Source organism: Kocuria sp. GQ42 (genome assembly GCF_059758435.1).
Map to the genome: position 1 here is coordinate 736,080 of NZ_JCAXEN010000001.1, position 26,444 is coordinate 762,523.

Here is a 26,444-nt window from a genome sequence, read left to right on the forward strand (position 1 = left end):
ACGGCCGGCCCGGTGAGCCCGGGCTTCCGGCCGGCGGGCGGGACGGTGCCGGCACTCCGGCTCGACCGGATCGGCAGGCCCGGGCACGCCTCAGCGGTGGGCGGCGATGTAGGCGTCGAAGTCCCACGGCGGGCGGGTGGGCGAGCCGTCGAGGAACTTCTCGGCGGCCGCCCGGCCGCTGCGGTAGAGGAAGTCCCGGTCCTCGTCGGTGAGGTTGAAGTCGGTGGCACGGATGGTGCCGGTGTCGACGAAGATCGTGCGGGCCTGGGCGTCGGGGGACTCGATGTGCATCTGGTCGTAGAAGCCGGTCATGGTCTTGAGCATCGCCCGGCTCATGCTCACCGGCCCCTTGATCGGGTAGCCCGTGCCCTGGACCGCATCCGGATGGGCCGAGAGCTTGATGCCCAGTGTCGGCCACCTCGGAACGGTGCCCGGCGGGGCGTCGAAGGCGGCGATCGGGAAGTTGGAGAGCATGCCGCCGTCGACCAGCCAGGCCTTCTTCCCGTCGGCGGTGTCCCAGCGGACGGGCCGGTAGAAGAAGGGGATGGACATCGAGGCCCGGACCGCTTCGACCACGTGCTGGGCGCCCCGGTCACGGCCGAAGTCGTCGTAGTCCCAGGGCAGGTAGCGCAGCCGCCCCCGGCTGATGTCCGAGGCGGTGACCACCAGCCGGTAGGAGCGCTCCGGGGCGGGGGGCCGTTCGTCGTCGGTGTAGGGCAGGTCGGCGAAGGTCCGCACCCCGTACTCGTCGAGCTGGGACTGCAACCAGGATCGGAGGTGCTCGCCGAGGTAGATGCCGTTGCGGGCGAGGATCCCTGCGGCCTTGCCCGCGGTGTAGCGCGTGAGGCGGGAGCCGTCGCGGAAGTCCGGGTACTGGACGGAGCCGATGATGTCCACCAGCTTGTTCGCCGGGGCGCCGGCGGCGACCAGGGCCCCGACGATCGCTCCGGCGGAGGTGCCGGCGACCCGTTTGAAGCGGTAGCCGTGCTCCTCGAGGACCTCGATGGCCCCGACCAGGGCGATGCCCTTGACACCCCCGCCCTCCAGCACCAGGTCGGCATACCGTTCCATGCTGTCCACGCTCCTTCGGCAGGTTCGATCCCCGAGGTCAGTACAGCAAATGCCGTGCGGGCACGGAACGGCTGCCCGATATCGGGCCCCGTGTGACGGGAAAGAATTCGCCGGACAACAATCAGCGATCGCGGAAATCCCCGGTATTTCCGTCAGCACATCGAAACACGCGCTGACCTGGGGACGAACCCGTGCACAGGAATTCTTCATCTCGGCGTCACATGGTCACAGCCGCAGCACGGGAACGTCCGTCTGCTTTGACGGGCGACCCACCCGTGATTATGTCGATGCACATCACTCCGCCGGTATTCTCCGTACGCCGCAAGAAAGCGCTGGAGAACGGTTGCCGGGGGTCCTCCTGCCACCCCGAACGGGACGTGCGGGAGTCGAGATCACACGACAGGCGCTTGCCCAGGAGCCGAGAACGATGAATTCCTCAGTTCGTCCCTACTGTGCTGCCAAGCCGCGCATCGTGCGTCCCCTCCCGGAGGGGCTGGTGGGCATCAGACAGCGCCTCGTCCGGGTGATGGCCCAGAAGTGGGTCAACGGGACAGTGCTCCGCTACGCGTTCCGGGAGGGCCCCGAGCCTCAGCGCCAGGCGGTGCGCAGCGCGTTCCGGGAGTGGAAGGACCTGGAGATCGGCCTCGGGTTCCAGGAGGTGGACGAGCCGGGGGAGGCCGAGGTCCGGATCTCCTTCGACCAGGCCGACGGGTCGTGGTCCTATCTGGGCAGGGACGTCCTGACGATCGGCACCCAGGACGCGACCATGAACTTCGGCTGGGACCTGACCGACGAGTACGGGCGCACCACGGCGCTGCACGAGATCGGCCACACGATGGGCCTGCCGCACGAGCACCAGAACCCGTTCGCCGGGATCGTCTGGGACGAGGCGAAGGTCTACGCGTTCTTCGCCGGGGCACCGAACCACTGGTCCCCGGAGACCACGCACCACAACGTCCTGCGCAAACTGGGCCAGGACGAGGTGGAGGGCTCGACCTGGGACCCCGACTCGGTGATGCAGTACTCCTTCCCCGGAGGCCTCATCAAGGAGCCCGCCCGCTACCAGCCGGGCATCAGCCCTCCGGGCGGCCTGTCGGCCAAGGACCAGGACTGGGTGCGGAAGTTCTACCCGGTCCTGCCGGACGTGCTCCCGACGCTCGAGCCGTTCCGGTCCACGCCCCTGACCCTGGTCCCGGGGCAGCAGGCGGACTTCGAGATCACCCCCGACCTGTCGCGGAAGCACCAGATCGCCACCTTCGGGACGGCGGACACCACCCTGGTGCTCTTCGAGGAGGTCGACGGAGAGCTGCGCTTCCTCGCCGGCGACGACGACAGCGGAGAGGACCGCAGCTCCACCCTGTCGGCAAAGCTCTTCCGGGGGAGGCGGTACGTCGTCCGCGTCAGGCTCGCATGGGCAGGACAGTCCGGGGACACCGCCATCATGTGCTGGTAGCCGGAGCGGGACCGGCTCGGTCACCCGAGCGGCGCCCCTTGGCCCAGCACCCCACCCGGCCACCGCCGGCCCCGGACCGGTACCGCCATCCTGGAAGGAAGACCCATGTCCCAGACGCCTGATGCTCCCGTGCACGGCAGCGAGAGCGAGAACCCGGCGATCGACGCGCCCACCCCCAAGACCGGTCAGCCGCGGACGGTCCAGGACTGGTGGCCCAACCAGCTGGACCTCAACGTCCTGCGGAAGCACTCGACCACGACCGACCCGCTGGGCCCCGACTTCGACTACGCGAAGGAGTTCGCCACGCTCGACGTCGAAGAGCTCAAGCGCGACCTCGTCGAGCTCATGACCACCTCGCAGGACTGGTGGCCCGCCGACTTCGGGCACTACGGAGGGCTGTTCATCCGGATGAGCTGGCACTCGGCCGGCACCTACCGGATCGCGGACGGCCGCGGGGGCGCCGGGGAGGGCGCCCAGCGGTTCGCCCCGCTCAACAGCTGGCCGGACAACGCCAACCTGGACAAGGCCCGGCGCCTGCTGTGGCCGGTCAAGCAGAAGTACGGCCGGAAGATCTCGTGGGCCGACCTGCTGGTGCTCGCCGGGAACGTCGCGCTCGAGTCGATGGGCTTCCGGACGTTCGGCTTCGGCTTCGGGCGCGAGGACGTGTGGGAGCCCGAGGAGATGTTCTGGGGCCCGGAGGACACCTGGCTCGGCGACGAGCGCTACGCCGGTGACCGCGAGCTCTCGGGCCCGCTGGCCGCCGTCCAGATGGGGCTGATCTACGTCAACCCCGAGGGCCCCGGCGGCAACCCCGACCCGCTCGCGTCCGCCCGGGACATCCGCGACACCTTCGGCCGCATGGCGATGAACGACGAGGAGACGGTCGCGCTGATCGCCGGCGGGCACTCCTTCGGGAAGACCCACGGGGCCGGGCCCGCCGACCACGTGGGCCCCGAGCCCGAGGCGTGCCCGGTCACGGGGCAGGGCCTGGGCTGGAGGAGCAGCTACGGGACGGGCAGGGGGCCGGACACGATCACCAGCGGTCTGGAGGTGACCTGGACCAGCACCCCGACCCAGTGGGGCAACGGCTTCTTCGGCAACCTGTTCGGCCACGAGTGGGAGCTGACCGAGAGCCCCGCCGGGGCCCACCAGTGGGTCGCCGAGGACGCCACCGAGACCGTCCCGGACGCCTTCGACCCGGGGCGGAAGCACCGGCCGACGATGCTGACGACCGACCTCGCGCTCCGGGCGGACCCGGTGTACGAGAAGATCTCGCGGCGGTTCCACGAGCACCCGGACGAGTTCGCCGAGGCGTTCGCCAAGGCCTGGTACAAGCTGCTGCACCGCGACATGGGCCCGGTCACGCGCTTCCTGGGGCCGTGGGTCCCGGAGCCGCAGCTGTGGCAGGACCCGGTCCCGGCGGTCGACCACGACCTGGTCGGGGACGACGACGTCGCCGCCCTGAAGGAGACCCTCCTCGGCTCGGGGCTGACCGTGGCGCAGCTGGCCTCCACCGCGTGGGCCTCCGCGGCGAGCTTCCGGGGCACCGACAACCGGGGCGGGGCCAACGGCGCCCGCATCCGGCTCGAGCCGCAGCGCGGCTGGGAGGTGAACGAGCCGGAGCGGCTGGCCGAGGTGCTGCGCGTCCTCGAGCAGATCCGGGAGGACTTCAACGGCGCCCGGTCCGACGGCACGAGGATCTCGCTGGCCGACCTGATCGTGCTCGGCGGCTGCGCGGCCGTCGAGCACGCGGCCCGGAACGCCGGTCACCCGGTCCAGGTCCCGTTCCGGCCCGGGCGCACGGACGCCGCGCAGGAGCAGACCGACGTCGAGTCCTTCGCGGTGCTCGAGCCGCAGGCCGACGGCTTCCGGAACTTCGTGCAGTCCGACGCGCGGCTCTCGCCCGAGACGCTGCTGCTCGACCGCGCGTACATGCTCAACCTCACCGCTCCTGAGATGACGGTCCTGGTCGGCGGCATGCGGAGCCTGGGGACGAACCACGGGCAGTCGGAGCACGGCGTCCTCACCGACCGGAAGGAGGCGCTGACCAACGACTTCTTCGTCAATCTCCTCGCCGCCGGCACGCAGTGGAGGGCGGCGGAGTCCTCGGAGGACGTCTTCGAGATCCGCGATCTCGCCACGGACGAGCTCAGGTGGACGGCCACCGCCGCCGATCTGGTCTTCGGCTCGCACTCCCAGCTGCGGGCGATCTCGGAGGTCTACGCCGGCGACGACGCACAGGAGAAGTTCGTGCGCGACTTCGTCGCCGCGTGGGTCAAGGTCATGGAGCTCGACCGGTTCGATCTGCGCTGACGGCACGGGCCCCGGCCGGCGGACCGCACCAGGTGGTGAGCGCGGCCTCGAGCCCTGACGTGTCGCCCTCGCCCACCCAGGCCACGTGCCCGTCCGGCCGGACCAGCACCGCGGTGGGCGGGGTGACCGGTCCGAGCACCGGAAGCTCCCAGCGGCCGTGGTGCGCGGCGGTGACCAGTCGCACGCGGTCCGCCCAGGGCCCGATGTTGACACCGCCGGGCGTGCCGAGCTCGAGCAGCACCGGCCGTGCCGCGTGCAGGAGGGCGAAGACCCGCGCCGGGCCGCCGGCCGTGCGGAGGTCGAGATCCGGCACGCGCCGCCCGAGCAGCGGGTGTCCCGCGCCGAGGTCGTAGTGGATGTCCAGGCCGGACATCGTCGCCGCGTACCGCCGGCGCGGCTCGTCCATGGCCAGGAGCTCGGCGACCGTCTCGCCCACGGCGCGGACGCGGTCGTCGGGGCGGCGCAGTGCGACCTGCGCCATGGTGAGGCGCAGTACGCGGGCGGCCACCGGGTGGCGTTCGGCGTGGTAGCTGTCCAGGAGGTCCTCCGGTGAGGTTCCTCCGACGACCTGGGCCAGCTTCCAGCCCAGGTTCACCGCGTCCTGCACCCCGGTGTTGAGGCCCTGCCCACCGTCCGGGGCGTGCACGTGCGCGGCGTCGCCGGCCAGCAGGACGCGCCCGCTCCGGTAGGACGCCGCCTGCCGGGTCGTGTCGGTGAACCGCGTGATCCAGGTGGGGCTGTGCACCCCGAAGTCCGTCCCGTACACCGCGACGAGCGCCGCGCGGAGATCGCGCAGGGTGGGCTCGCGGCCGGGCCCTACGTGGCGCTCGGTCACCATGACCCCCGCCGGCCCTCCGTCCTGGGGCCGGCGGAAGGCGTGCTTGCCGACGGCGTCCTGGTGGATGCCCCACTCCGGCTCCTCGGCCAGCTCCACCTCGGCGAGCAGACTGCTCGTCGTCGGGTCCCACCCGGGGAACCCGATGCCCGCCGCCTTCCGGATCCGGCTCCGCCCTCCGTCGCACCCGACGACGTACTGCGCCCGCAGCGGCCGGCCGTCGGGCCGCTCGACGTCGACGCCCGTGCCGTCCTGGACCACGCCCGTCACCTCGTGCCCGTAGCGGATCGGCACCCCCAGCTCGCCGATCCAGCCGGCCAGGAGCCGCTCGATGTGGTTCTGCCACAGCGCGAGACCGTAGGGGTGTCGGGTTGGGAAGTCGCTGATGTCCAGGGGGGTGCCGGCGAACCCGGCGACCTGGGCGGTCGTGCCCTCAGTGAGGAACCGGTCGGCGACGCCGCGCTGGTCGAGGACCTCGATGGTCCGCGCGTGCAGCCCGCCGGCGCGCGAGCCGACGAGCTCCTGACCGGTCCTCCGCTCGAGGACGACGACGTCGACCCCCGCCAGCGCCAGCTCTCCCGCCAGCATGAGTCCTGTCGGCCCGCCGCCGACGACCACCACCGCGTGCTCGTCCATCTGCTGCTCCTCTGTCCGCAGTTCCCGGTCCCGGCCCGAGCATTCTGCGGCGCGCAGGGGGTCTTGCCACAAGCCCCCGGGAGCGCTATAGCTTGGAAACGGAGGGGAACGGACGGGCCCGGCCACCGCCGGTCAGAGCAGCCCGCCGATCTGTCCCGCCGTCTCCTGCAGTGCGCGCACGTGGCGCCGCAGACCCGAGAGGCCGCCCCGGTCGGCCGGGACGCTCACGGCCAGCGCCGCCAGGGCCCTGCCCGCGGCGTCGGTGACGGGCACGGCCGCCGCGTGCAGGCCGTCCAGGCTCTCGCCGAGATTGAGCGCGTAGCCGGACCGCCGGATGTCCGCCAGCTCCTCGCGCAGGATCCTGGGGCTCGTGGTGGTGCGCCCGGTCATGCGGGGGAGGCCGGCCTCGAGCAGGGCCTGAGCCGCCGCCGGGTCCGCCACGGCCAGGAGGACCTTGCCGCCGGCCGTGGCGTGCACCGGGAGCAGGGCGCCGGTCCGTCCGCTGACCCGCACGGGACGGTCGCACTCCACGCTGTCGACGAACCGCACGCTCGGCCCCTCGAGGACCATGAGGTTCACGGTCTCCTCGAGGGCGGCGCAGAGCGTCTCCAGGAGCGGGTGCGCGACCTGGCGCAGCTCCGGGATGCCGGCGGAGGAGAGCGCGAACTCGAGCAGCTGCGGACCCGGCCGGTAGGCGCGGGAGTTGCGCTCCTGCTGGACGAAGCCCTCGTGGGCCAGGGTCATGAGGAGCCGGTGGGCCGTGGAGCGGGCCACGCCCAGCTCCGCGGCGGCGTCCGTGACCCGCAGGGAGTCGCGGTCGCGGAGCATCAGCAGCAGCCGCAGGGCGTTGGAGACGGACTCGATGGCGTACGGCGGCAGCTCCGGTTTGTTCTGCATGGAAGAAAGACTGACGGAACGATCCTTCTCTGCGCAACACCTGCCTAGCGTTGCTCCCCAGGGCACCGGGCGGCGGCGCCCGGTGCGGGCAGGGAGAGCAGGACATGACACGAGCGGAGCAGAGCCCGGCGGCCACCGGGCCCGGGCAGGGCCCGGCACCCCGGGTGACGGTCATCGGCGCCGGTGTCGGGGGCCTGGTCCTGGCCCTCGAGCTGCACCGGGTGGGCATCCCGTGCCGCGTCTACGAAGCAGCCCCGGAGCTCCGGCCGCTCGGTGTGGGGATCAACCTGCTCCCGCACGCCACGGCCGTGCTCGGCCGCCTCGGCCTCGAACCCGCGCTCGCGGCCGTCGGGGTGACCACCCGGGAGGCGGTCTTCTACAACCGGTTCGGGCAGTTCGTCCACGCCGAGCCGGCGGGGCGTCACGCCGGGTACGACAGCCCGCAGTTCTCGATCCACCGCGGCGACCTGCAGCAGGTGCTCCTCGACGCCGTGCATGACCGCCTGGGCGAGGACGCGGTGGTCACCGACCACCGGTGCGAGTCCGTGGACCAGGACGGCGCCGGCGCCGTCGCCCGCTTCACCCGGACCAGCGACGGCGCCCAGCTGCCCGACGTCCGCGCGGACGTCGTCGTCGCCTGTGACGGTGTCCACTCCGCGGTGCGCCGGCAGTTCTATCCGGACGAGGGCGAGCCGCGGTACTCCGGGGTCACGATGTGGCGCGGCACGACCGTGGCGCCGCCCTTCCTCACGGGGGCGAGCATGGCGCGGATCGGCTGGCTCGCCAGCGGCAAGATGGTGGTCTACCCCATCCGCGACGTCGACGACGACGGCAACCAGCTCGTCAACTGGGTCGCGGAGCTCGAGGCCCCGCAGCGGGCCCGCCGCGACTGGACGCGGGAGGGCCGCCTGGAGGACTTCCTGGGCGTCTTCCAGGACTGGACGTTCGACTGGCTGGACGTCCCCGCGCTCATCACGGGCGCCGAGACCGTGCTCGAGTACCCGATGGTGGACCAGGACCCGCTCCCGCGCTGGACCTTCGGCCGGGTGACCCTGCTCGGCGACGCGGCCCACCCCATGGTGCCGCGCGGGTCCAACGGCGCCGGCCAGGCCGTCCTCGACGCGCACCGGCTCGCCGAGCTGCTGGCCGCCGGCACCGGCCCGCTGCAGGCGCTCGCCGACTACGAGGCCGAGCGGCTGCCCCGGACGTCGGCCGTGGTCCTGGCCAACCGGACGTCCCCGCCGGACACCATCATCCGCGAGGTGTGGGAGCGCACCGGGGACCGGCCCTTCGACCGGATCGAGGACGTCATCAGCGCGGAGGAGATCGTCGCGATCTCCCGCCGGTACCAGCAGATCGCCGGCTACAGCCTCGACGAGCTCCGGGCCGCGGACGCCCCGGACCCGACCCGCTGAGCGCCCGTGCGCCCCGGACACCGGGCACGTCACCACCGCGATGCACCGCACCACCTCACGACCACACGACCACACGACGAAGGAGTCCACGATGAAGCGCATGCCACTCGTCAGCGCGGCCGCCGCAGCCCTGCTGCTGGCCGGATGCGGGGCCGGGGCCGAGTCCCCGGAGGCCGAGGGGCTGGACCCGGCCGCACCCGTCGCCGTCAACGTCGCCGAGACCGCCGGCGTCCCCTCCGCCTACCTGAACTACGGCGTGCAGCAGGGCTTCTTCGAGGAGGAGGGCCTCGACGTCACCGTCGACGTCAGCGCCGGCGGGGCGGCGGCCGTGCCCGGACTGATGAGCGGCGGGCTGCAGCTGGCCGGCTCCAACACGGTCAGCGCCCTGCTGGCCGTGGAGAAGGGCCTGCCCATCACCATGGTGGCTCCGGGCACCTTCGGCTCCGAGACCGAGGGGGAGGACTTCTCGGCCGTGCTCGTCGCGGAGAACAGCGACATCCGGGAACCGGCGGACCTGGCCGGCAGCACCATCGCGGTCAACACCCTCGAGAACATCGGCGACGTCACCATCTCCGCCGCGCTGGAGGAGCACGGGGTGGATCCGGCCGGCGTCGAGTTCGTGGAGATCGGCTTCCCCGACATGATCCCCGCTCTCGAGCGAGAACAGATCGACGCGGCGTGGGAGATCGAGCCGTTCGTCACCATCGGCGCGGAGTCCGGGGCCCGGCCCGTCCTGTGGCCGTACGTGGAGGCGCGCCCCGGCCTGATGGTCGGGTCCTTCCTGGCCACCCAGGAGTACCGCGAGCAGAACCCCGAGGTGATCGAGGCCTTCCGGAACGGACTGGAGGCCACCGCCGCGTCCGTGACGGAGGACCCGGACGCGTTCCGCGCCGCGCTGCCCGACCTGGCCCGTGTGACGCCCGAGGTCGCCGGGTCCATGACCCTCCCGCAGTGGAAGTCCGAGATCGACGTCGAGTCCCTGGAGTTCATCGAGGAGCAGATGCGGGAGCACGGACTCATCAGCGAACCGGTCGACGTCGAGGCCGTCGTCGCGGACTGAACGAGCCGGCGCGCAGCGCAGCGCCGTCGCACGGGCACCCGACCGGCGGGCGGTACCCTGGCCGTGTGGTCGAGCAGAGCATGTGGATGCAGAAGGTGCGCGCGGATCCCGGGCACTCGTCGTGGTACGTCGAACGGTTCCGGGCCATGGCGGCCGCCGGTGAGGACGTCGTGGGGGAGGCGCGGCTGGTCGAGGCCATGGTCCCGCCCGGCTCCCGGATCCTCGACGCCGGGTGCGGTCCCGGCCGGCTGGGCGGCCACCTGCACCGCCGCGGGCACACCGTCGTCGGGGTCGACGTCGACCCCGCACTGGTCTCCGCAGCCCGGGAGGACCACCCGGGTCCCCGGTGGCTCGTGGGGGACCTGGCCGAGCTGGACCTGCCCGCCCGGGGCGTCCCGGAGCCCTTCGACGCCGTGGTGTGCGCCGGCAACGTGATGGCCTTCCTGGCCCCCAGCACGCGCCTCGAGGTGCTGCGCCGCTTCCGCCTCCACCTGGCCGCCGACGGCCGGGCGGCCGTGGGCTTCGGGGCCGGCCGCGGCTACCCGTTCGCGGAGTTCCTGCAGGACGCCGAGCGGGCCGGGCTCGTGCCCGATGTGCTGCTCTCCACCTGGGACCTGCGCCCGTTCCGGGAGGACAGCGACTTCCTCGTGGCCGTGCTGCGGACCGCCGGGCACTCCTGATCCCGCCGACCCCTCGGCGGCGCCGGGTCGGCGGGGTAGCGTGGACATCGTGAGCACCGCAGCCCTGTCCACCGTCACCTTCGAGAGCCGCTTCGCCCAGGAGCTGGGGGAGCTGTCCGTGCCCTGGCGGGCCGACGACGTCGCCGAGCCCCGGCTGCTGGTGCTCAACGAGCCCCTGGCCGCCGACCTGGGGCTGGACCCTGAGTGGCTCCGCGGCCCGGAGGGCGCACGCCTGCTGGTCGGCAACCTCGTGCCGCCCGGGGCGACACCGGTGGCGCAGGCCTACTCCGGGCACCAGTTCGGCTCATTCTCCCCGCGCCTCGGCGACGGGCGCGCCCTGCTGCTGGGCGAGATCGTGGACGCCGGCGGCCGCCGGCGGGACCTGCACCTCAAGGGCTCCGGGCGGACGCCCTTCGCGCGCGGCGGCGACGGTCTCGCGGCGATCGGGCCCATGCTGCGCGAGTACATCGTCAGCGAGGCGATGCACGCCCTGGGCGTCCCCACCACCCGGTCCCTCGCCGTGGTGGCCACCGGGCGGCAGGTGCGCCGCGAGACCCTGATGCCGGGGGCCGTGCTCGCCCGGGTGGCGAGCAGCCACCTGCGCGTGGGCACCTTCCAGTACGCCCGCGCCACGGACGACCTCGACCTCCTGCGCCGGCTCGCCGACCACGCCATCAGCCGCCACCACCCCGGCGCCGCCGGCGCCGAGCACCCGTACCTCGCGCTGTTCGAGGCGGTCGTCGCCGCCCAGGCCTCGCTCGTGGCCCGGTGGATGCTCATGGGGTTCGTGCACGGGGTGATGAACACCGACAACACGACCATCTCGGGGGAGACCATCGACTACGGGCCGTGCGCGTTCCTGGACGCCTTCGACCCGGCCGCGGTCTACAGCTCGATCGACCACGGCGGGCGCTACTCTTACCGGAACCAGCCGGTCGCCGCCCAGTGGAACCTGGCCCGGCTCGCCGAGGCCATGCTGCCGCTGCTCGACGAGGACCAGGACCGGGCGGTGTCCCTGGCGGAGGGGGCGCTCGGGGCGTTCGCGCCGCAGTACAGCGCGGCCTGGTCCGCCGGGATCCGCTCGAAGCTCGGCCTGCCCGAGGACCTCGACGACGAGGTCGCCTCGTTCCTGGTCGACGACCTGCTCGTGCTGCTCCAGCAGAACCGCGTCGACTGGACCTCGTTCTTCCGCGCCCTGGCCGGGACCGCCCGCACCGGCGCGACCGCCGCGCGCGACCTGGTCCTCGACCTGCCGGCCTTCGACGCCTGGGCCGAGCGCTGGCTCGCCGTGGGGCCGGACCCCGAGGCGATGGACCGCGTCAATCCCGTGCACATCCCCCGCAACCACCTCGTGGAGGAGGCCCTCGCCGCCGCCGTGGACGGCGACCTCGACCCGCTGGGACGGCTCCTGGAGGCGGTGACCGCCCCCTACGAGGAGCGTCCGGGCCTGGAGCGCTACGCCGCCGGCCCCCCGGAGGACTTCGGCGCCTACACGACCTACTGCGGGACCTGAGGCGCCGGCCCGCGGTCAGCCGCCGATGTACTCGCCGGTCACGCTGTCCACGGTGCCGTTCTCGATGCCCGTGCACTGGGCGGCGCCGGCCTCCGTCACCGGGTCGTAGTTGATGCAGAAGGCGTCGTAGTAGGGCACCCCGCTCCGCCACGCGGCCAGTGCCTCCTCGTAGCTGAACTTCGCCGGGAAGGGCACGGCCCCGACGTCCGTGCTGACCTGCACCTGGCAGGTCCCGGGGCCGCCCGGGGCGAAGGCGAGGAGCTGCCCGACGGTGTCGACGACGTCGATCCGGTCCTGGCCGGTGCTCATCGCGGCCTGGTAGGCCCGGCAGATCTCGACGGCCACGGCGCGGTCGTTCGTGTCCGCGGTGAGCCGGTGCACGAGACCGCCGCCCGGGGCCGCCTGCTGCTCGATCCCGGACACGGTCCCGGCGTACGGCTGCCCTTCGGGCGTCGTGGAGAACACGGACCACGCGTCGGCGGGGACGGGTTCTGCGGGCGCGGGCTGCGCCGGGGACTCCTCGTCAGACTCCTCGTCGGCGTCGTCGGGCTGCTCCGCGGGCTCCGCGGACGCCGGGGGCTCCGTGGGCTCGGGGGTCGGCTCCGGCGTCGCCTCCGGGGCCGTGCCCGAGGGGGAGGGCGAGGTCCGGGCGGCGGGGGTGTCCTCCTGGACCTGGGGGTCGCCGGCGCAGCCGGCCAGGGCGAGACCGGACGCGAGGAACAGACTGGTGACGACGGCCTTCGTGCTCATGGGGTGCCTCTGCTTCGCTGGGGGGCGGGGTTCCCACTGTAGGCGGGCCGGGCGGTGAACCGGGGTGGCCCGCCGGAGAGTTGCCCACCCAAGAGGGGTCAGACGGGGAGGGGCGGGCCGTGCCACGATGCGGAGGGCATGCCGCAGAACTGTGAAGGGGGCCGCTGTGCCGCACCAGATGACGCTGATGTTCCTCAACATCGCGCTGACCCTCGTCCTCGTCGTGTCGTGCTATCTGCACCTGGGCGGCGGGCGCTGGTGGTTCCCGTGCCTGTGGTTCGTCGGCATGGCGGCGGGGTCCCTGTGGGACGCGCTGCCGCACCGCCGCGCCGCGGAGTTCGCCCGCCGCGCCGGTGGTCGGACCGCCTGGCAGGGCTGAGCGCGGCCGCACGTCCGCGGCGCCGGCCGGCGGCGGCCGCGGGGGCAGCGGGGACGGCGGGGGCGGCGGCGCAGCGGGTGGCGTCCGTCGTCCGGTCCCCGTCCCGCTGTCGTCCTACTCGCACGCGACGCCGTCGGAGTCGCCGTCCATGGCCTCCCGGTAGCCGGGCTCCCCGCGCAGCAGCGGTGCGGCGCCGGCCTCCCGGGCGGCCGTGCAGTTGGCGTAGTGCACGTCCGTGGGCACGGGAGCCTGACCGGCCGGGGCCTCCTCGGCGGGGGCCGGGGCGGCCCCGGCGCCCCCGGGGATGTCGCCGAACGGCGTGCCGCCGGGCAGCTGCTGGTCGGGGCAGCCGGAGAGCACCTCGGCCATGGCGGTCCTCTCCGGGGCGGTGACCCACAGGCCGTAGCGGGTCTTCACCGCGATCTGGACGGCCACCATCTCGCAGGCGAAGGCCCGGTTCGGGGGCAGCCACCGCGAGGCGTCCAGGTCGGACTTCGAGCCGTTGGCCGGGCCGTCGACCGCCAGCAGGTTCAGCGGGTCGTTGGCGAGGGCCACGCGGTCGGCCGGGGAGAGCCGGCGCGCCCCTGTGACCCAGGCGTTGCCGAGCGAGACCACGTGGTCCACCTGGACGTCGGCGGAGGTCGCGACCCCGCGGACGAAGTCGATGGACGCCCCCGTGTACGGGTCGGCGAGGGTGCCGGTGTCGACCCTGCACCCGTCGGCGGAGCTGATGCCGGTCAGGTCCCGGGCCAGGACCTCGTTGCGGGAGTCCTCGCAGTCGCCGTCGGCGTCGATCCACCCGCCGAACTGGGCGTCGCGGTCGTAGTCGGACATCGTCCCGGCGGCGGCGACCGGCAGGTCCTGCAGGGCGAGGAACGCCCCCGAGGGCGGGGCGACGGCCCGGACGGGGGTCTCCGACGGCTCCGGGGCGGAGCTCGGCGACGGGGCGACCGTGGTGACCGTCCCCGGGGTCCTCGAGGCCGTGGGCGAGGGTGTGCTGCCGGGCTCGGCGCTCGGGGAGGGGGCGGCGGGCACCGTCGTCACGGTCCCCGGGACGGGGCCGGCGGCCGGGTCGGTGGAAGCGGTGCTGGACGCGCAGCCCGCCATCAGCCCGATCGCCAGGACGAGGTGCAGCGGCCCCGCCACGGTCCACCTGCCCCCGGCGACACCGCGGCGGGACGCCGGGTCCGCCCCCGGGGCGGGCGAGGGGAAGAGGGTGTTGCGCATGGTGCTCCTGGGGGGACGAGAGGAAGTGCGCCTGGGGGAGGGCACGCGTCGGGGGATCGCGCGAGGCACCCTCCTGTTCTACGTCCGGTGCCCGTCCGGCACCGCACGGCGCGCCGCAGAGGGCGGCGACCCCCGCGTGTGTGACGCCGGAGGTGACCGCGCCATCCCCGGATGAGGGGTCAGACACGCGGGGTCGCCGGGTGCGAGGATGCGGTCACGGGGATCGTCGAACGGGGGGAGGGCCTCGTGCTGACCGTGCGCGACAGGCTGCTCCTGGGGCTCTGGCTCCTGCCGGTGGCCCTCGGTCTCGTCGTGGGGCTGTGCGTCGGAGACGACGACGGCACCGTCATGCTGTTCGTCACCGGTCTCGTCGCGGCCCTCTACCTGGCGGTGCTGGTCAGCACCGTCCACTCCGCGCGGCGCCGACGGACCGAACCCGCCGCCGCGCCCGCCCCGGAGCCCCCTGGGCACGCGGAGCCGGCCGCCGGACACGGCCCCGACCCGCCGGGGGCCCCCGGGGAGTCCGGCCGCGCGCTCGCCGCGTCGCGCGTCCTGCCGCTGGTGCTCGCCGTCTCCGCCGCCGTCTACGTCGTCGCGGAGGGCGGCTGGACCTTCGTGGTGGTCGCCGTGCAGCTCGTCACCGTGATCACCATGGCCGCCTACGTGCACGAGCGCGGTGCGGAGCCGAAGCCCGTGACTTAGCACGGCTCCGTCCCCGTCCGTGCGGACGGGGACGGAGCCGTGGCCCGGCCGCGACGGATCGCGGCCGGCGGGCTCACGAGAGCTGCACGTACGTGGCCGAGTGCCCGAAGCCGACGACGTCGTCGCGGCCGTCGCCGTTGACGTCACCGAGCAGGCGCGGATACCGGTCCTCCGTCCACCCCTGGTCGTAGCCGAAGGCGGCGACCTTCAGGTACACCGGGCCGAAGGTGCCGTCCGCCCGGCCGTAGGCCACGTAGACCCCGGCGTTGCCGAAGCCCACCAGGTCCTGGATGCCGTCGACGTTGATGTCCGCGTGGGTCCGCAGGTGCCGGTCGCCCCGCCACCCCTGGGCCTGGCCGAAGTCGTTCACCCGCAGTGCCACGCCGGTGTAGTTCCCTCCGTTCAGCGAGTGCGCGACGGAGACCCCGGAGTAGCCGAAGCCGATGATGTCCGCCGCGGCGTTGCCGGCGGGGTTGACATTGACGTCGGCCAGCATCCGCGGGTGCTGTCCCACGCGCCAGCCCTGGGCGTAGCCGAAGTTGCGGATCTCCAGGGCGGGCTGGGTGAACGTGTCCCCGAGCGCCGAGAAGTAGGAGACGTACGTGCCGGCGTCCCCGAAACCCACGATGTCGGCGGTGCTGTTGCCGTCGACGTCCGCGAGCATCCGCGGGTTCTTGTCGACCCGCCAGCCGCGGTCCCATCCGTAGCTGTCGATGCGCTTGCCGGTCCCGGTGAACGTCCGGTTGGACAGCCCGTGGGAGACGGTGACGCCCGAGTGCCCGAAGCCCACGATGTCGGCGGTCAGGTTGCCGTTGAGGTCGGCGAGCTCGCGCGGGTGCCGGTCGACGCGCCAGCCCTGGTTCCAGCCGAAGTCGCGGACCTTGAGCTGCGGCGCGGTGAAGCTGCCGTCGCCCTGGGAGTAGGCCACGTAGACGCCGGCGTCGCCGAAGCCCACGATGTCGTCCCGGCGGTCGCCGTCGACGTCCGCGAGCGTGCGCACGTGCCGCGCGCCGGACCAGCCCTGCGCGGTGCCGAAGTCGCGCACGCTCATGCGCGGCGTGCCGAAGGTGCCGTCGGCCCGGCCGAAGGCGACCTGGACGCCGGCGCTGCCGAAGCCGACCACGTCGGCGCGGCCGTCGCCGTTGACGTCCGCGAGCTCGCGCACGTGCTGGTCGGTGCGCCAGCCCTGGGCGTAGGAGAACACGGGCTGCGCGGTCGCGGCGTGGGCGGGTGCGCCCACGGCGAGCCCGGCGGTCGCCAGCACGGTGGCCGACGCGCCGGTGAGCACGCGCGAGAGGAGTGGGTGTTTCATGGCGGGTCCCCGAGGTCGTGAGACGGATCGTCGGCACGGGCGCCGGTGGCGCGTGCCGGAGTCCTCGGTCGGCCCCCGGCCGACCGGGAGACGTCCCCCGGGACGCGGTGCGCCTCCGGGGAACCGGTGGCACCGGGAACGACGTCCCGGTGCCGAGGCGCAACAGCTGAGGGAGCTCAATTTACTCCTGCAACCAGGTGGTCACCAGGAGCGTTCCCTTTCGTGACGTCGCCGGACGGCCGGGGTCACGGGGCTGTCCCGGCCACCACCTCGGCCACCGTCCCGGTCACCGCTCCGGCCGTGCGGCGAGGGTGGTCCTGCGCCCGCCGCGGTCGGCGGCACCCGCCGGAGTCGCCGACCGCGGCGGGACCGTCACGGGCTGACGGGCTCCGGCCGGGGGTCGGAGGTGCAGCACGAGCCGTCGCCGCCCACCTCGGAGAGCTCCCGGCCGGTCCTGCCCTCGAGGTCGGGCCGGGCGTCGGCGGTGACGGTGTAGACCTCCCACGGCTCCCGGCCCGGTCCGGTCACCCAGACCTTGTCCTGGACGGCGTAGCAGCAGGTGGTCTGCTCCTCGGGGCGGGTGGCCAGGCCGGCGTCGGCCAGGCGCTGTGCGGCCGCCTCGACGATCTCGGTGCTCTCCACCTCCACGCCGAGGTGGTCCATGCGGGTGTCGTCACCGGGCTCGCCCTCCAGCAGCACGAGCTTCAGCGGCGGCTCCGCGATGGCGAAGTTGGCGTAGCCCGGGCGCCGTTTGGCCGGGGCCGTGCGGAACAGGGTGGAGTAGAACTCGATGGAGCGCTCGAGGTCGGCCACACGCAGGGCGAGCTGGACTCTGGACATGACGGGTTCCTTTCGGGTGCGACGAACGCTCCTTGGTATCGACGTCCGTCTATGTGGAAGAGTGCCACCAACATCGATGGTCGTCAATACGTCCGGGCGTTCTCCTGGCGGGCCGTCCACCCGGTCGCCCCGTGGGCCGCCGTCGCCCCCCCGTACCGCCGGCTGTGGCTCCTCCCGCACCGTTCCGGGTTCGCCTTCCGCGGACCGGCGGGAGATCATGGGGGGAGACGGCCCGGCCCGCCACCCGGAAGGACACCATGCGCAAGCACCAGCACGCCGACGACGACGAGCCCCGGCGCAGCCTGTTCCGGCGCTTCGACGACTTCGCCATGCGGTTCTACGGGCCCGCCGTGCGCAGCCCCCGCGACCTCCGGGGCCAGGACCAGCCCAGCGAGCAGACGCAGCAGTGGTACCAGGACCTGCAGGACGAGTTCGTGGTCGAGAAGGACGCGAACGGCAACACCTATCTGCGCCCCCGCCACCGGTAGCCCGCCCGTGACGCCGGGAGGCGCCCGGCCGGAGAACCCCCGGGCCCGGGCCGTACAGTGTCGGAGCATGGAAGGAAACCACGTGCTGCCCCTGACCGATCCCGAGGTGCGTGCGCTGCGGGAGGACTTCCCGCTGCTGGCGAACAGTCCGTCGGTCTACCTGGACTCCGGGGCGACCTCGCAGAAGCCGCTTTCGGTGCTGGACGCCGAGCGGGACTTCTACCTGCACCGCAACGCCGCGGTCCACCGCGGCGCCCACGCCCTGGCCGTGGAGGCCACCGACGCCTACGAGGAGGCCCGCCGGGTGGTGGCCGGCTTCGTGGGCGGCACCGAGCGGGAGCTGGTGTGGACCTCCAACGCCACCGAGGCGATCAACCTGATCACCTACTCCTTCTCCAACGCCTCGGCCGGACGCGGGGGAGGGACGGCCGCCCGCTTCCGGCTGGGCCCCGGCGACGAGATCGTCACCACGGAGGCCGAGCACCACGCCAACCTCATCCCGTGGCAGGAGCTGGCCGCCCGCACCGGGGCCGTCCTGCGCTGGATCCCCGTCGACGAGTCCGGTGCCCTCGATCTCGGGGCCGCCGCCGAGGTCATCGGCGAGCGCACCCGGGTGGTGGCCTTCAGCCACGTCTCCAACGTCACCGGCGCGATCACCGACGTCGCCCGTCTCGTCGAGCTGGCCCGGGCGGCCGAGGCGCTGACCGTGCTGGACGCCTGCCAGTCGGTGCCGCACCTGCCCGTGGACCTCCCCGCCCTGGGAGTGGACTTCGCGGTGTTCTCCGGGCACAAGATGCTCGGGCCCACCGGGATCGGGGCGCTGTGGGGGCGGTCCGAGCTGCTGGACGCGATGCCCCCGTTCCTCACCGGCGGGTCCATGATCACGAAGGTCACGATGGAGTCCGCCCGGTACCTGCCGGCCCCGACCCGCTTCGAGGCCGGCACCCAGCGGGTCGCCCAGGCCGTGGCGCTGGCCGAGGCGGTGCGCTATCTGCAGGCGATCGGGATGGAGCGGGTCGCGGCCCACGAGCACGAGCTGGGGCAGCGGCTCGCGGCCGGTCTCGGGCAGCTGGAGGGGATCCGGCTGATCGGCCCGCCCCCGGGCACCGAACGGGTGGGTCTGGCGGCCGTGGACGTGGCGGGGGTGCACGCCCACGACGTCGGGCAGGTGCTGGACTCCGCCGGGGTGGCCGTGCGGGTGGGCCACCACTGCGCCCAGCCGCTGCACCGGGCGCTGGGGCTGACCGCCAGCACGCGGGCGAGCGCCTACCTCTACAACACCACCGCCGACGTCGACCGGTTCCTGGCCGAGCTCGCCGGGGTCCGCAGCTACTTCCGCGTGGCCGGCTGAGCACCGTGACCGCCGCACCGCAGCTGCCGGGGCCGCAGGACCCGCTGAACCCACCGAGGAGGACCCCATGAGCGCGCTGGACGGGATGTACCAGGAGGTCATCCTCGACCACGCCAAGCGGCGCTCCGGCGAGGGCCTGGCGGCCCCGGCACCCGGACACGGGGCCGGGGAGTCCCACCAGTACAACCCCACGTGCGGCGACGAGATCACCGTGCGGGTCGAGCTCGCGGCCGTCCCCGGGGACGCGGAGCCGGTGGTGGCCCGGCTCAGCTGGGAAGGGGAGGGCTGCTCGATCTCCATGGCCGCGGCCTCTGTGCTGGCCGAGACCGCTCCCGGGATGACGCGGACGGAGCTGGTGGAGCTGATCGGCGCGTTCCGGGACCTCCTGCGCTCGCGGGGCACCGTGGTCCCCGACGAGGAGGTCCTCGGCGACGCCGCCGCCTTCGCCGGGGTCTCCCGGTTCGTGGCCCGCGTCAAGTGCGCCATGCTCGGCTGGGTCGCCGCCGAGGAGGCCCTCGAACGCGCCGGCTGAACGGCACCCGGCGCCACCGGTCTTCACACACCAGGACGTCCTTGTCCTGCCCGGCGCGGGATGGGACACTGACCGCCCCGGCGCTGAGGAGGCGGTCATGACACAGCTCGAGGACCTGGTGGCCCGCGTGGAGACGTGGAAGGCGCTGGACCGGGTGGCCGAGCCCCTGGCCCGCGCCGTGGGCCGGGCGGTGCGGCCCGCGCCCGTCCGCAACGTGCTGAGCGGCACGGTGATCGGGCACCCGCTGCACCCCCTCCTCACCGACGTCCCGATCGGCGCGTGGACCATGGCCGCGGTGCTGGACCTGACCGGCGGCCCCAGCACGGCCCGCGCCGCCGACGTGCTCGTGGCCGCGGGGCTGGCCGCCGCCGTCCCCACGGCGGCGACCGGGCTCAACGACTGGTCCGACACCCAGGGCGCCGACCGGCGCATCGGCCTGGTGCACGCGACCGCCAACAGCGTGGCCCTGACGTTCTACGCGGCCTCGCTCGCCGCCCGGCTCCGGGGCCGGCGCGGCGCCGGCAGGGCCCTCGCCCTGGTCGGCTACGGCTGCGTCACGGGCGGGGGCTACCTGGGCGGCCACCTCGTCTTCGCGCGGGGCGTCAACGTCAACCGCACCGCCTGGCGGAGGGGCCCACAGCGGTGGACTGACGTCCTCGCCGACGCCGACCTCGCCGCCGGCGAGCACCGACGGGTGCCGGCCGGCAGCGTCTCGGTGCTGCTCGTCCGCGACGGGGACCGGGTCGAGGCCCTCGACAGCGTCTGCAGCCACCTGGGCGGCCCGCTCGAGGAGGGGACGGTCGACGGCGGCTGCGTCACCTGCCCCTGGCACGGCAGCACCTTCCGGCTCGCGGACGGCGCCGTGGTCCGCGGACCGGCGACCGCCGCGCAGCCCAGCTACGAGACCCGCGTCGAGGAGGGACGGATCCAGGTCCGGCGCCGGCCCTGACCACCCCGGACCCCGGCAGCGGCCCGGAATGCTTCCGGCGCCGCCCGGGTTGTGCGCACCATGGCCCTCTCCGACGTTCCGCTCTCCCTCCTCGACCGCGCCAACACCCGGGACGGCTCCACGGAGGCCGACGACCTCGCCCGCGTCCTGGAGCGGGCCGAGCGTGCGGAGGAGCTGGGCTACCACCGGTTCTGGGTGGCCGAGCACCACGCGGTGCCCGGGATCGCCGGGTCCGCACCGGCGGTGCTGATGGCCGCCCTGGCCGCCCGGACCCGCCGCCTCCGGATCGGCTCCGGCGGGATCATGCTCCCCAACCACCAGCCCCTCGTGGTCGCCGAACAGGCCGCCACCCTCGAGGCCCTGCACCCCGGCCGGATCGACCTCGGCGTGGGCCGCTCCCTCGGCTTCACCGCCGCGGTCCGGGACGCGCTGCGCACCGGCAAGGAGGCCGCGGACCGCTTCGGGGACGACCTGGCCGAGCTGCTCGCGCACCTCTCCGGCGCGGCCCCGGTGACCGCCCGGCCCCGCAACCACGCCGCCACACCGGTCTTCGTCCTGGCGACCGGCGCCGGGGTGGAGACCGCGGCCCGGGCGGGACTGGCCGTGGTGCTCGGCGGCCCGGCGCTCTTCCGCGAGGGCCCCGGCGGCGGCGCCGCGGTGCTCGAGCGGTACCGCGCGCAGTTCCGCCCGTCGTCGTGGTGGCCGGAGCCCTACGCGGTGGTCTCGGCGAACGTCGCGGTGGCGCGGACCCGCGCGGCCGCCCGCGAACTGCTGCTGCCCGAGGCCCGCGCCCTGGCCGCCTCCCGCACCCGGGGCGAGTTCCCGCCCCTGGCGCCCGCGCGGCCCGCGGAGCCGGACGGGCTCACGGCCCGGGAGCGGGCCCTCGTGCAGGAGACCCTCACGGCCTCCGTCCACGGCACGGCCCCGGAGGTCCGGGACCAGCTGGAACGGCTGCTCGCGCGCACCGGGGCGGACGAGCTGCTCGTGACGGGCGGCGCGCACGATCTCGACGCCCAGGCGGACTCCGACCGGCGGCTCGCCGCGCTGTTCACCACCCGCCCGGCCTGACCTCCCCCCGCCGTCCCACCGAGTCCCCCATCTGATCGCAATTCCCCCCGTCTGATCATGGGGATTTGCGACCAGGTGGGGGACTCGGCGGCAGGAGCGGGGGCAGGAGGGGAGTGCGGATAGAGTGACGGGGTGCCACAGCTGCTCGTTCTCGCCGCCCACCCCCTGGAGACCAAGTACTTCCCGGAGGACATCGACCTGGTCCTGACCGGTGTCGGGATGTCGTCCGCGGCGGTGCGCACCACCGAGGCGGTGCTGACCCGCTGCCCGGACCCCGCGCGCCGGGCGGAGCTGACGGTGCTCAACATCGGCAGCGCCGGCGCCCTGAAGCACGGGCTGACCGGGGTGCTCGAGCCCTCCCGGATCATCAACCGGGACGTGGACGAGGAGCTGCTGCGCGCGGCCGGGATCCCCGTGGACAACGTCATCGAGCTCGGCGGCGACGGCCCCGTGCTCGCCACCGGGGACTCCTTCGTGGCCGGCGGACCCGCCCGGGACGCCCTGGCCGCCCGGGCGGACCTCGTGGACATGGAGGGCTGGGCGATCGCGGTGGCCTGCCGGCACCTGGGCGTGCCGCTGCGGATGGTCAAGCACGTCTCCGACGCCGCCGACGAGGAGGCGGTCGCGTGGGCCGAGAAGGTCGAGCTCAGCGCCCTGGCCCTGGGGCGCTGGTTCCGCGGCAGCGGGATCACCGGGGCGTGACCTGCCGCAGGACCGTCCGGATCCGCCACTAGACTGGGGCCAGCATGAAACTTCTCCGCCAGCGCGAGTCCCTGGGCGCCCAGCAGGACTACGAGAGCGCCATGACCCTCCTCGCCGACGTGCGCCGCAGCGGGCCCGTCCTGCGCCTGTACGAACCGGCCCCCACGGTCGCCTTCGGCCGCCGGGACGAGCTGCGCCCGGGGTTCCCCGACGCCGCCCGGGCCGCCCGCGAGAGCGGGTTCGAGCCCCTGGTCCGCAAGGTGGGGGGCCGCGCCGCGGCCTACCACGGCGGGTGCCTGATCATCGACCACCTCGAGACCGCCGAGGACCCCACCTCGGGCATCCAGGACCGCTACCGGCTCTTCGGCGACATGATCGTGGCCGCCCTGGAGGAGCTCGAGGTCGAGGCCGACGTCGGCGAGATCCCGGGCGAGTACTGTGCCGGCGAGCACAGCGTGCACGGGACGCACCCGGCGTCGTCGTCGACCCCGGGCCGGAAGGTGAAGCTGGCCGGGACGGCCCAGCGGGTGGTCGCGGGCGCCTGGTACTTCAGCACCGTGTTGGTGGTCGAGCAGTCCGAGCCCATCCGCTCGGTGCTCACCGACGTCTACTCGGCCCTCGACCTGGACTGGGACCCGGCCACCGCCGGGGCCGTGGACGACCTGCGCCCGGGCACCACCGTGGCCGACGTCGAGCGCGGGATCCGCAAGGTGTACGGCATGTACTCCCGGTACCTGGGGTACGGGCCGCTCACCGACTGAGCCCCGGCCGCGGGCCGGGCAGACCGAGGAGGCAGCAGATGTGCGGACGCTACGTCATCGCCCGGGCCGTGGGCGACCTCGTCGCCGCGACCGGGGCGGTCCCGGACGAGAGCCTGGGCGAGGCCGACTCCGAGCGGCTGCGGGCCAACTGGAACACCGCGCCCACCACCGACGTGCCGATCGTCCTGGAACGCCTCACCGGCGGGGACGGCCGGGACGACGACGGGGAGCTGGTGCGCGAGCTGCACGTGGCCCGCTGGGGACTGGTCCCGGGCTGGGCCAAGGACCCGGCGGTCGGGTCGAAGATGTTCAACGCCCGCTCGGAGACCGTCCTCGAGAAGCCGTCCTTCCGCAAGGCGGTCCGGGCCCGCCGGTGCGCGGTCCCGGCCAACGGCTACTACGAGTGGAAGAAGGAGCCCGGCGCCGGGAAGGGCGGGCGCAAGCAGCCCTACTACGTCCACCCGGCCGACCCGGAGGAGACCATCTGGTTCGCCGGGATCTACGAGTGGTGGCGGGTGCCCGAGGGCACGGAGCTGCACTCCGCGGCCCTGCAGCCCGGCAGGGACGGCGGCGGGAGCACGTGGCTGCTGTCCTGCTCCATCCTCACCACCGACTCCCCGGAGCCCTCCGACGAGCACCCCGTGCTCACGGAGCTGCACGGTCTGCACGACCGGATGCCGATCCCGCTGGCGCCCGAGCACGTGGGGGACTGGCTGCGCCCCGGGGAGGACGACGCCCCGCAGCTCGTGGACCTGGTCCGGGCCGAGGCGCACCGCACGGCCGCCCGCTGGGTGCTCGACCCGGTGGGCCCGGCGGTCGGCAACGTGCGCAACAACTCCCCGGAGCTCGTCGAGCCGCAGCGGAGCCTGTTCTGAGCCCCCGGGAGCCCGCGGACCGGGTCGCCGACTTCGTCCGCGCCCACGGCGGCGGGGTCGTGGCGACCAACAGCGGCGCCGGCTGCCCCGAGTCCGCGTGGATCAACCTCGCGGCCCTCGGGGACGGGCGGCTGGTCTTCGGCACGAACGAGCGCAGCCGCAAGTACGCCAACCTCCTCGCCGACCCGCGGGTCTCCCTCGTGGTGGTCTCCGGGACGGGCCAGGAGTTCCAGCTCGAGGGCGAGGCCGGCGTGCTGGAGGGCTCCGCCGCGCGGGACGCCGGCGAGGTGCTGGAGTCCCGGCACCCGGGGGCCACGGGCAAGGACAGCACCCGGCTCGTGGCGGTGCGCCCCCGCTGGGCGCGGTTCGTCGACATCGCCGCCGATCCCCCCGTCCGGGAGGAGTTCTCGCTCTGAGCCGGTCACAGAAGAGGCCCGGGACCCGCATCGCGGGTCCCGGGCCTCTTCCACGGCCTGGTGCCGGGCCCTGTTCGTGCCGGCGTCCCCTCCGGCGTCCCCCGGTCCGGAGCGCCCGCCGGGCTCAGACGTAGTCCGTCTCGGGGACCCAGCGGTTGAAGTCGAGCGTCAGGTAGAGCGCGAGCGCCGCCGCGTTGTCCTCGGCGATCCGCAGGCTGACCTGGTCGTAGCCGTTGTCGTAGAGGGTGCCCATGGCGCACCGCACCAGCTGCTCGGCCAGGCCCTGGCGGCGGCGGGAGGCCGCCGTGAACAGCTCGAAGATGTAGGGGACGTCGGGGAGGTCGTCGCCGACCCGCCGGGACAGCACGAGCGCGGCGGCCACCACGGTCCCGTCGTCGTCGACCACCACCGGCGAGGCCTCGGGCAGGAAGGGCCCGTACTCCCCGTCGAAGACTCCCCGGATCACCTGGCGGGCCTCCTCCAGGCTGGAGACCCCGCCCTGCTCGTAGGAGGAGTAGTAGAGCTGGGCGAGGCTCTCGGCGTCCTCCGGGCCGGACGGACGCAGATTCACCGCGGGCTTCTTGGCGTTCGCCGCGGTGTGGGCGATCAGCGTGATGGTTCCGGTCATGGAAGGCCTCCGTGAGGTCGACGCCGGCTGCTCCGGCGGGGCGGACGAGGGACAGGGGACGTCCGGGAGGGCCGCGCAGGGCAGGCCCTCCGTGCATTCAGCGTATCCATTTCGCTGGGCTTGTCCATGCTTCGCCGTTCTCGATCGCAAAAGTGAACGGCCAGGTCGGAGCGGGAACTTCAAGGGAACACTTGTTCCTTTTCCACGCTCCTCCGGGTTAGCGTGTCGTACAGGTGTTCTAGCTTCCAGGGAACAGGGCGCACCAGGGACGGGCGCCGGGCCGAGGGAGAGAGGAGCCGTCGTGGGTTTCCTGACGGAGAGCGTCGACGTGGACTGCGACACGGACGGGGTGCCGGTGGGTGTGCACTGGCGTGGGCGGGACTACCTGGTGGCCCAGGGCCCCGTGCGCTGGTACGAGCGCCGCGCCTGGTGGTCCGAGGACGCGCGGCTGCCCAAGGACCGGGGGATCGGTGCGGTGGACCAGCAGATGTGGCGGGTCCAGGTGCAGCTGAACACCCGCTCCGAGCTGCTGACCCTCGAGCTCGTCCACACCCTCGACACCGGGCGCTGGCGGCTGCTCGCCGCCACGAGCGCCTCGGGGATCCGCGTGGTGCGCTGCGCGTAGGGCCGCCGCGGTGCACCGTCCCGCCGGAGGTGCATAGGATCGTCGGTGGAGACCGCACCGCAGAACGTGAGGGAGCACCCGTGAGACTCGGCACCGTGCGACGCGACGGCACCACCCAGGCCTTCCGGCAGGAGGACGGGCGGACCGTCTACCTCCCCGTCCCCGACGTCGGGGCCCTCCTCGCCGGGGGCGACCTGCGGCTGCCGGGGGAGCCGGGCCCCGCGCCGGCCCCGGAGGACCTGGCGACGCCCGTCCTGCGCCCGGGCAAGATCCTGTGCGCCGGGCTGAACTTCTACGACCACGCGGAGGAGGTCGGCCAGGAGATCCCGCAGCACCCCACGATCTTCGCGAAGTACCCCACCGCGCTCATCGGCCCCACCGACCCCATCGCCATGCCGGAGGAGTCCGAGAAGATCGACTGGGAGGCCGAGCTCACCGTGGTGATCGGCTCGCCCCTGCGCCACGCCACGCCGGACCAGGCACGGGCCGCGATCGCCGGGTACACCATCATGAACGACATCTCGGTGCGGGACTGGCAGGGCCGGACCTCCGAGTGGTTCCAGGGCAAGAACTTCGACCGCACCACCCCGGTGGGCCCCGTGGTGGTCACCCCCGACGAGATCGACCCCGAGGCGGGACTGGCGATCCGCTGCACCGTGGACGGCGTGCGGCACCAGGACTCCGGCACCGACCGGATGATCTTCTCCGCCGTGGAGCTGGTCGAGTACCTCAGCCGGTTCCTGACCCTCGAGCCCGGGGACCTCGTGGCCTGCGGCACTCCCGCCGGCGTGGGCCTGGCCCAGAAGCCCCGCCGGATCTGGTTGCGGGACGGCCAGGAGGTCGTCACCGAGATCGAGGGCATCGGCGAGCTGCGCAACGTCTGCACCCCCGCCGAGGACCTCCGGGCGGCGGCCGGCTGACCCGGCACCCGTCCCCACCCGGTCCCGTCGCCCTTCTCCCGCTGAC

The 26,444-nt window shown here is 73.8% G+C and carries 27 protein-coding genes; 19 read left to right on the plus strand and 8 right to left on the minus strand.

The genetic code is table 11. The features are described 5' to 3' along the window. Nucleotides 1-90: 90 nt before the first annotated feature. Entirely contained in the window at nucleotides 91-1,071 is a 981-nt protein-coding gene (locus AC6CH6_RS03455) for a patatin-like phospholipase family protein (RefSeq protein WP_498254005.1), read from the minus strand. A 496-nt stretch (nucleotides 1,072-1,567) separates the two neighbouring features. Here AC6CH6_RS03455 and AC6CH6_RS03460 point away from each other — a divergent pair, with 496 nt between their 5' ends. Both AC6CH6_RS03460 and katG read left to right on the plus strand, forming a co-directional pair. Continuing rightward, nucleotides 1,568-2,524 carry a M12 family metallopeptidase gene (locus tag AC6CH6_RS03460; RefSeq protein ID WP_498254006.1) on the plus strand — a complete coding sequence of 319 codons (957 nt, stop codon included), beginning with the start codon at nucleotides 1,568-1,570 and terminating at the stop codon, nucleotides 2,522-2,524. A gap of 105 nt (nucleotides 2,525-2,629) precedes the next feature. After that, on the plus strand, nucleotides 2,630-4,837 hold the full coding sequence (gene katG, locus AC6CH6_RS03465; RefSeq protein WP_498254007.1) for a catalase/peroxidase HPI: 2,208 nt from the start codon (nucleotides 2,630-2,632) through the stop codon (nucleotides 4,835-4,837). Here katG and AC6CH6_RS03470 read toward each other — a convergent pair. Together AC6CH6_RS03470 and AC6CH6_RS03475 are read right to left on the minus strand one after the other, a co-directional pair. Next, nucleotides 4,806-6,308, minus strand: coding sequence for an FAD-dependent monooxygenase (locus AC6CH6_RS03470; protein ID WP_498254008.1), 1,503 nt, complete (start codon nucleotides 6,306-6,308; stop codon nucleotides 4,806-4,808). The genes katG and AC6CH6_RS03470 overlap by 32 nt on opposite strands. 132 nt (nucleotides 6,309-6,440) lie before the next feature. Continuing rightward, entirely contained in the window at nucleotides 6,441-7,205 is a 765-nt protein-coding gene (locus tag AC6CH6_RS03475) for an IclR family transcriptional regulator (protein WP_498254009.1), read from the minus strand. Between the two features lie 104 nt (nucleotides 7,206-7,309). Here AC6CH6_RS03475 and AC6CH6_RS03480 point away from each other — a divergent pair, with 104 nt between their 5' ends. From AC6CH6_RS03480 to AC6CH6_RS03495, 4 genes are all read left to right on the plus strand, one after another. Next, complete coding sequence (locus AC6CH6_RS03480; protein ID WP_498254010.1) at nucleotides 7,310-8,620, plus strand: flavin-dependent oxidoreductase; 1,311 nt, start codon at nucleotides 7,310-7,312, stop codon at nucleotides 8,618-8,620. A 91-nt stretch (nucleotides 8,621-8,711) separates the two neighbouring features. Further along, nucleotides 8,712-9,680, plus strand: a complete 969-nt coding sequence (locus tag AC6CH6_RS03485; RefSeq protein ID WP_498254011.1) for an ABC transporter substrate-binding protein — start codon at nucleotides 8,712-8,714, stop codon at nucleotides 9,678-9,680. Between the two features lie 80 nt (nucleotides 9,681-9,760). Further along, on the plus strand, nucleotides 9,761-10,360 hold the full coding sequence (locus AC6CH6_RS03490) for a class I SAM-dependent methyltransferase (RefSeq protein WP_498254012.1): 600 nt from the start codon (nucleotides 9,761-9,763) through the stop codon (nucleotides 10,358-10,360). 49 nt (nucleotides 10,361-10,409) lie between these two features. After that, nucleotides 10,410-11,873 carry a protein adenylyltransferase SelO gene (locus AC6CH6_RS03495; protein ID WP_498254013.1) on the plus strand — a complete coding sequence of 488 codons (1,464 nt, stop codon included), beginning with the start codon at nucleotides 10,410-10,412 and terminating at the stop codon, nucleotides 11,871-11,873. Nucleotides 11,874-11,888: 15 nt separating this feature from the next. On the opposite strand, the gene AC6CH6_RS03500 is transcribed toward AC6CH6_RS03495, so the two are convergent. Next, nucleotides 11,889-12,623 (minus strand): hypothetical protein, encoded by a 735-nt coding sequence (locus tag AC6CH6_RS03500; protein ID WP_498254014.1) that lies wholly within the window; start codon nucleotides 12,621-12,623, stop codon nucleotides 11,889-11,891. A 166-nt stretch (nucleotides 12,624-12,789) separates the two neighbouring features. Here AC6CH6_RS03500 and AC6CH6_RS03505 point away from each other — a divergent pair, with 166 nt between their 5' ends. Beyond that, on the plus strand, nucleotides 12,790-13,002 hold the full coding sequence (locus tag AC6CH6_RS03505; protein ID WP_095650504.1) for a hypothetical protein: 213 nt from the start codon (nucleotides 12,790-12,792) through the stop codon (nucleotides 13,000-13,002). A gap of 114 nt (nucleotides 13,003-13,116) precedes the next feature. On the opposite strand, the gene AC6CH6_RS03510 is transcribed toward AC6CH6_RS03505, so the two are convergent. After that, on the minus strand, nucleotides 13,117-14,229 hold the full coding sequence (locus AC6CH6_RS03510) for an excalibur calcium-binding domain-containing protein (RefSeq protein ID WP_498254015.1): 1,113 nt from the start codon (nucleotides 14,227-14,229) through the stop codon (nucleotides 13,117-13,119). Nucleotides 14,230-14,475: 246 nt separating this feature from the next. On the opposite strand from AC6CH6_RS03510, the gene AC6CH6_RS03515 reads away from it, so the two are divergent. Then, the gene (locus AC6CH6_RS03515; RefSeq protein ID WP_498254016.1) at nucleotides 14,476-14,931 is read left to right on the plus strand and encodes a hypothetical protein; all 456 of its coding nucleotides are present in this window, start codon (nucleotides 14,476-14,478) and stop codon (nucleotides 14,929-14,931) included. Between the two features lie 73 nt (nucleotides 14,932-15,004). Here AC6CH6_RS03515 and AC6CH6_RS03520 read toward each other — a convergent pair whose 3' ends face one another. Together AC6CH6_RS03520 and AC6CH6_RS03525 are read right to left on the minus strand one after the other, a co-directional pair. Beyond that, nucleotides 15,005-16,243, minus strand: a complete 1,239-nt coding sequence (locus tag AC6CH6_RS03520; protein WP_498254017.1) for an FG-GAP repeat domain-containing protein — start codon at nucleotides 16,241-16,243, stop codon at nucleotides 15,005-15,007. Nucleotides 16,244-16,615: 372 nt separating this feature from the next. Further along, nucleotides 16,616-17,083, minus strand: a complete 468-nt coding sequence (locus AC6CH6_RS03525) for an ArsI/CadI family heavy metal resistance metalloenzyme (protein WP_017834630.1) — start codon at nucleotides 17,081-17,083, stop codon at nucleotides 16,616-16,618. A 257-nt stretch (nucleotides 17,084-17,340) separates the two neighbouring features. On the opposite strand from AC6CH6_RS03525, the gene AC6CH6_RS03530 reads away from it, so the two are divergent. The 9 genes from AC6CH6_RS03530 to AC6CH6_RS03570 all read left to right on the plus strand — a co-directional run bounded on the left by AC6CH6_RS03530 (nucleotide 17,341) and on the right by AC6CH6_RS03570 (nucleotide 24,225). Next, entirely contained in the window at nucleotides 17,341-17,571 is a 231-nt protein-coding gene (locus AC6CH6_RS03530; RefSeq protein WP_017834631.1) for a hypothetical protein, read from the plus strand. Between the two features lie 67 nt (nucleotides 17,572-17,638). Continuing rightward, nucleotides 17,639-18,922, plus strand: coding sequence for an aminotransferase class V-fold PLP-dependent enzyme (locus tag AC6CH6_RS03535; protein WP_498254018.1), 1,284 nt, complete (start codon nucleotides 17,639-17,641; stop codon nucleotides 18,920-18,922). A 67-nt stretch (nucleotides 18,923-18,989) separates the two neighbouring features. Continuing rightward, nucleotides 18,990-19,454: a Fe-S cluster assembly sulfur transfer protein SufU gene (gene sufU / locus AC6CH6_RS03540; protein ID WP_498254019.1), complete on the plus strand. Its 465-nt coding sequence runs from the start codon at nucleotides 18,990-18,992 to the stop codon at nucleotides 19,452-19,454. 97 nt (nucleotides 19,455-19,551) lie between these two features. Beyond that, nucleotides 19,552-20,403 carry a Rieske (2Fe-2S) protein gene (locus tag AC6CH6_RS03545; RefSeq protein WP_498254020.1) on the plus strand — a complete coding sequence of 284 codons (852 nt, stop codon included), beginning with the start codon at nucleotides 19,552-19,554 and terminating at the stop codon, nucleotides 20,401-20,403. 60 nt (nucleotides 20,404-20,463) lie between these two features. Beyond that, nucleotides 20,464-21,471: an MsnO8 family LLM class oxidoreductase gene (locus tag AC6CH6_RS03550; protein ID WP_498254021.1), complete on the plus strand. Its 1,008-nt coding sequence runs from the start codon at nucleotides 20,464-20,466 to the stop codon at nucleotides 21,469-21,471. 132 nt (nucleotides 21,472-21,603) lie between these two features. Continuing rightward, entirely contained in the window at nucleotides 21,604-22,173 is a 570-nt protein-coding gene (locus AC6CH6_RS03555; protein ID WP_498254022.1) for a nucleosidase, read from the plus strand. A gap of 44 nt (nucleotides 22,174-22,217) precedes the next feature. Further along, on the plus strand, nucleotides 22,218-22,934 hold the full coding sequence (locus AC6CH6_RS03560) for a lipoyl protein ligase domain-containing protein (RefSeq protein ID WP_487340213.1): 717 nt from the start codon (nucleotides 22,218-22,220) through the stop codon (nucleotides 22,932-22,934). A 38-nt stretch (nucleotides 22,935-22,972) separates the two neighbouring features. Continuing rightward, complete coding sequence (locus AC6CH6_RS03565) at nucleotides 22,973-23,809, plus strand: SOS response-associated peptidase (protein WP_498254023.1); 837 nt, start codon at nucleotides 22,973-22,975, stop codon at nucleotides 23,807-23,809. Continuing rightward, nucleotides 23,806-24,225 carry a pyridoxamine 5'-phosphate oxidase family protein gene (locus tag AC6CH6_RS03570; protein WP_498254354.1) on the plus strand — a complete coding sequence of 140 codons (420 nt, stop codon included), beginning with the start codon at nucleotides 23,806-23,808 and terminating at the stop codon, nucleotides 24,223-24,225. Before AC6CH6_RS03565 ends, AC6CH6_RS03570 begins: the two co-directional genes overlap by 4 nt. A gap of 124 nt (nucleotides 24,226-24,349) precedes the next feature. Here the strand turns inward: AC6CH6_RS03570 and AC6CH6_RS03575 are convergent, their stop codons facing one another. Beyond that, a complete protein-coding gene (locus tag AC6CH6_RS03575; RefSeq protein ID WP_498254024.1) occupies nucleotides 24,350-24,853 on the minus strand; it encodes a GNAT family N-acetyltransferase in 504 nt (167 codons plus the stop codon). A gap of 301 nt (nucleotides 24,854-25,154) precedes the next feature. On the opposite strand from AC6CH6_RS03575, the gene AC6CH6_RS03580 reads away from it, so the two are divergent. Together AC6CH6_RS03580 and AC6CH6_RS03585 are read left to right on the plus strand one after the other, a co-directional pair. Continuing rightward, a complete protein-coding gene (locus AC6CH6_RS03580; protein ID WP_498254025.1) occupies nucleotides 25,155-25,478 on the plus strand; it encodes a DUF6504 family protein in 324 nt (107 codons plus the stop codon). Between the two features lie 80 nt (nucleotides 25,479-25,558). Beyond that, nucleotides 25,559-26,398, plus strand: a complete 840-nt coding sequence (locus tag AC6CH6_RS03585) for a fumarylacetoacetate hydrolase family protein (RefSeq protein ID WP_498254026.1) — start codon at nucleotides 25,559-25,561, stop codon at nucleotides 26,396-26,398. The last annotated feature ends 46 nt before the right edge of the window (nucleotides 26,399-26,444 follow it).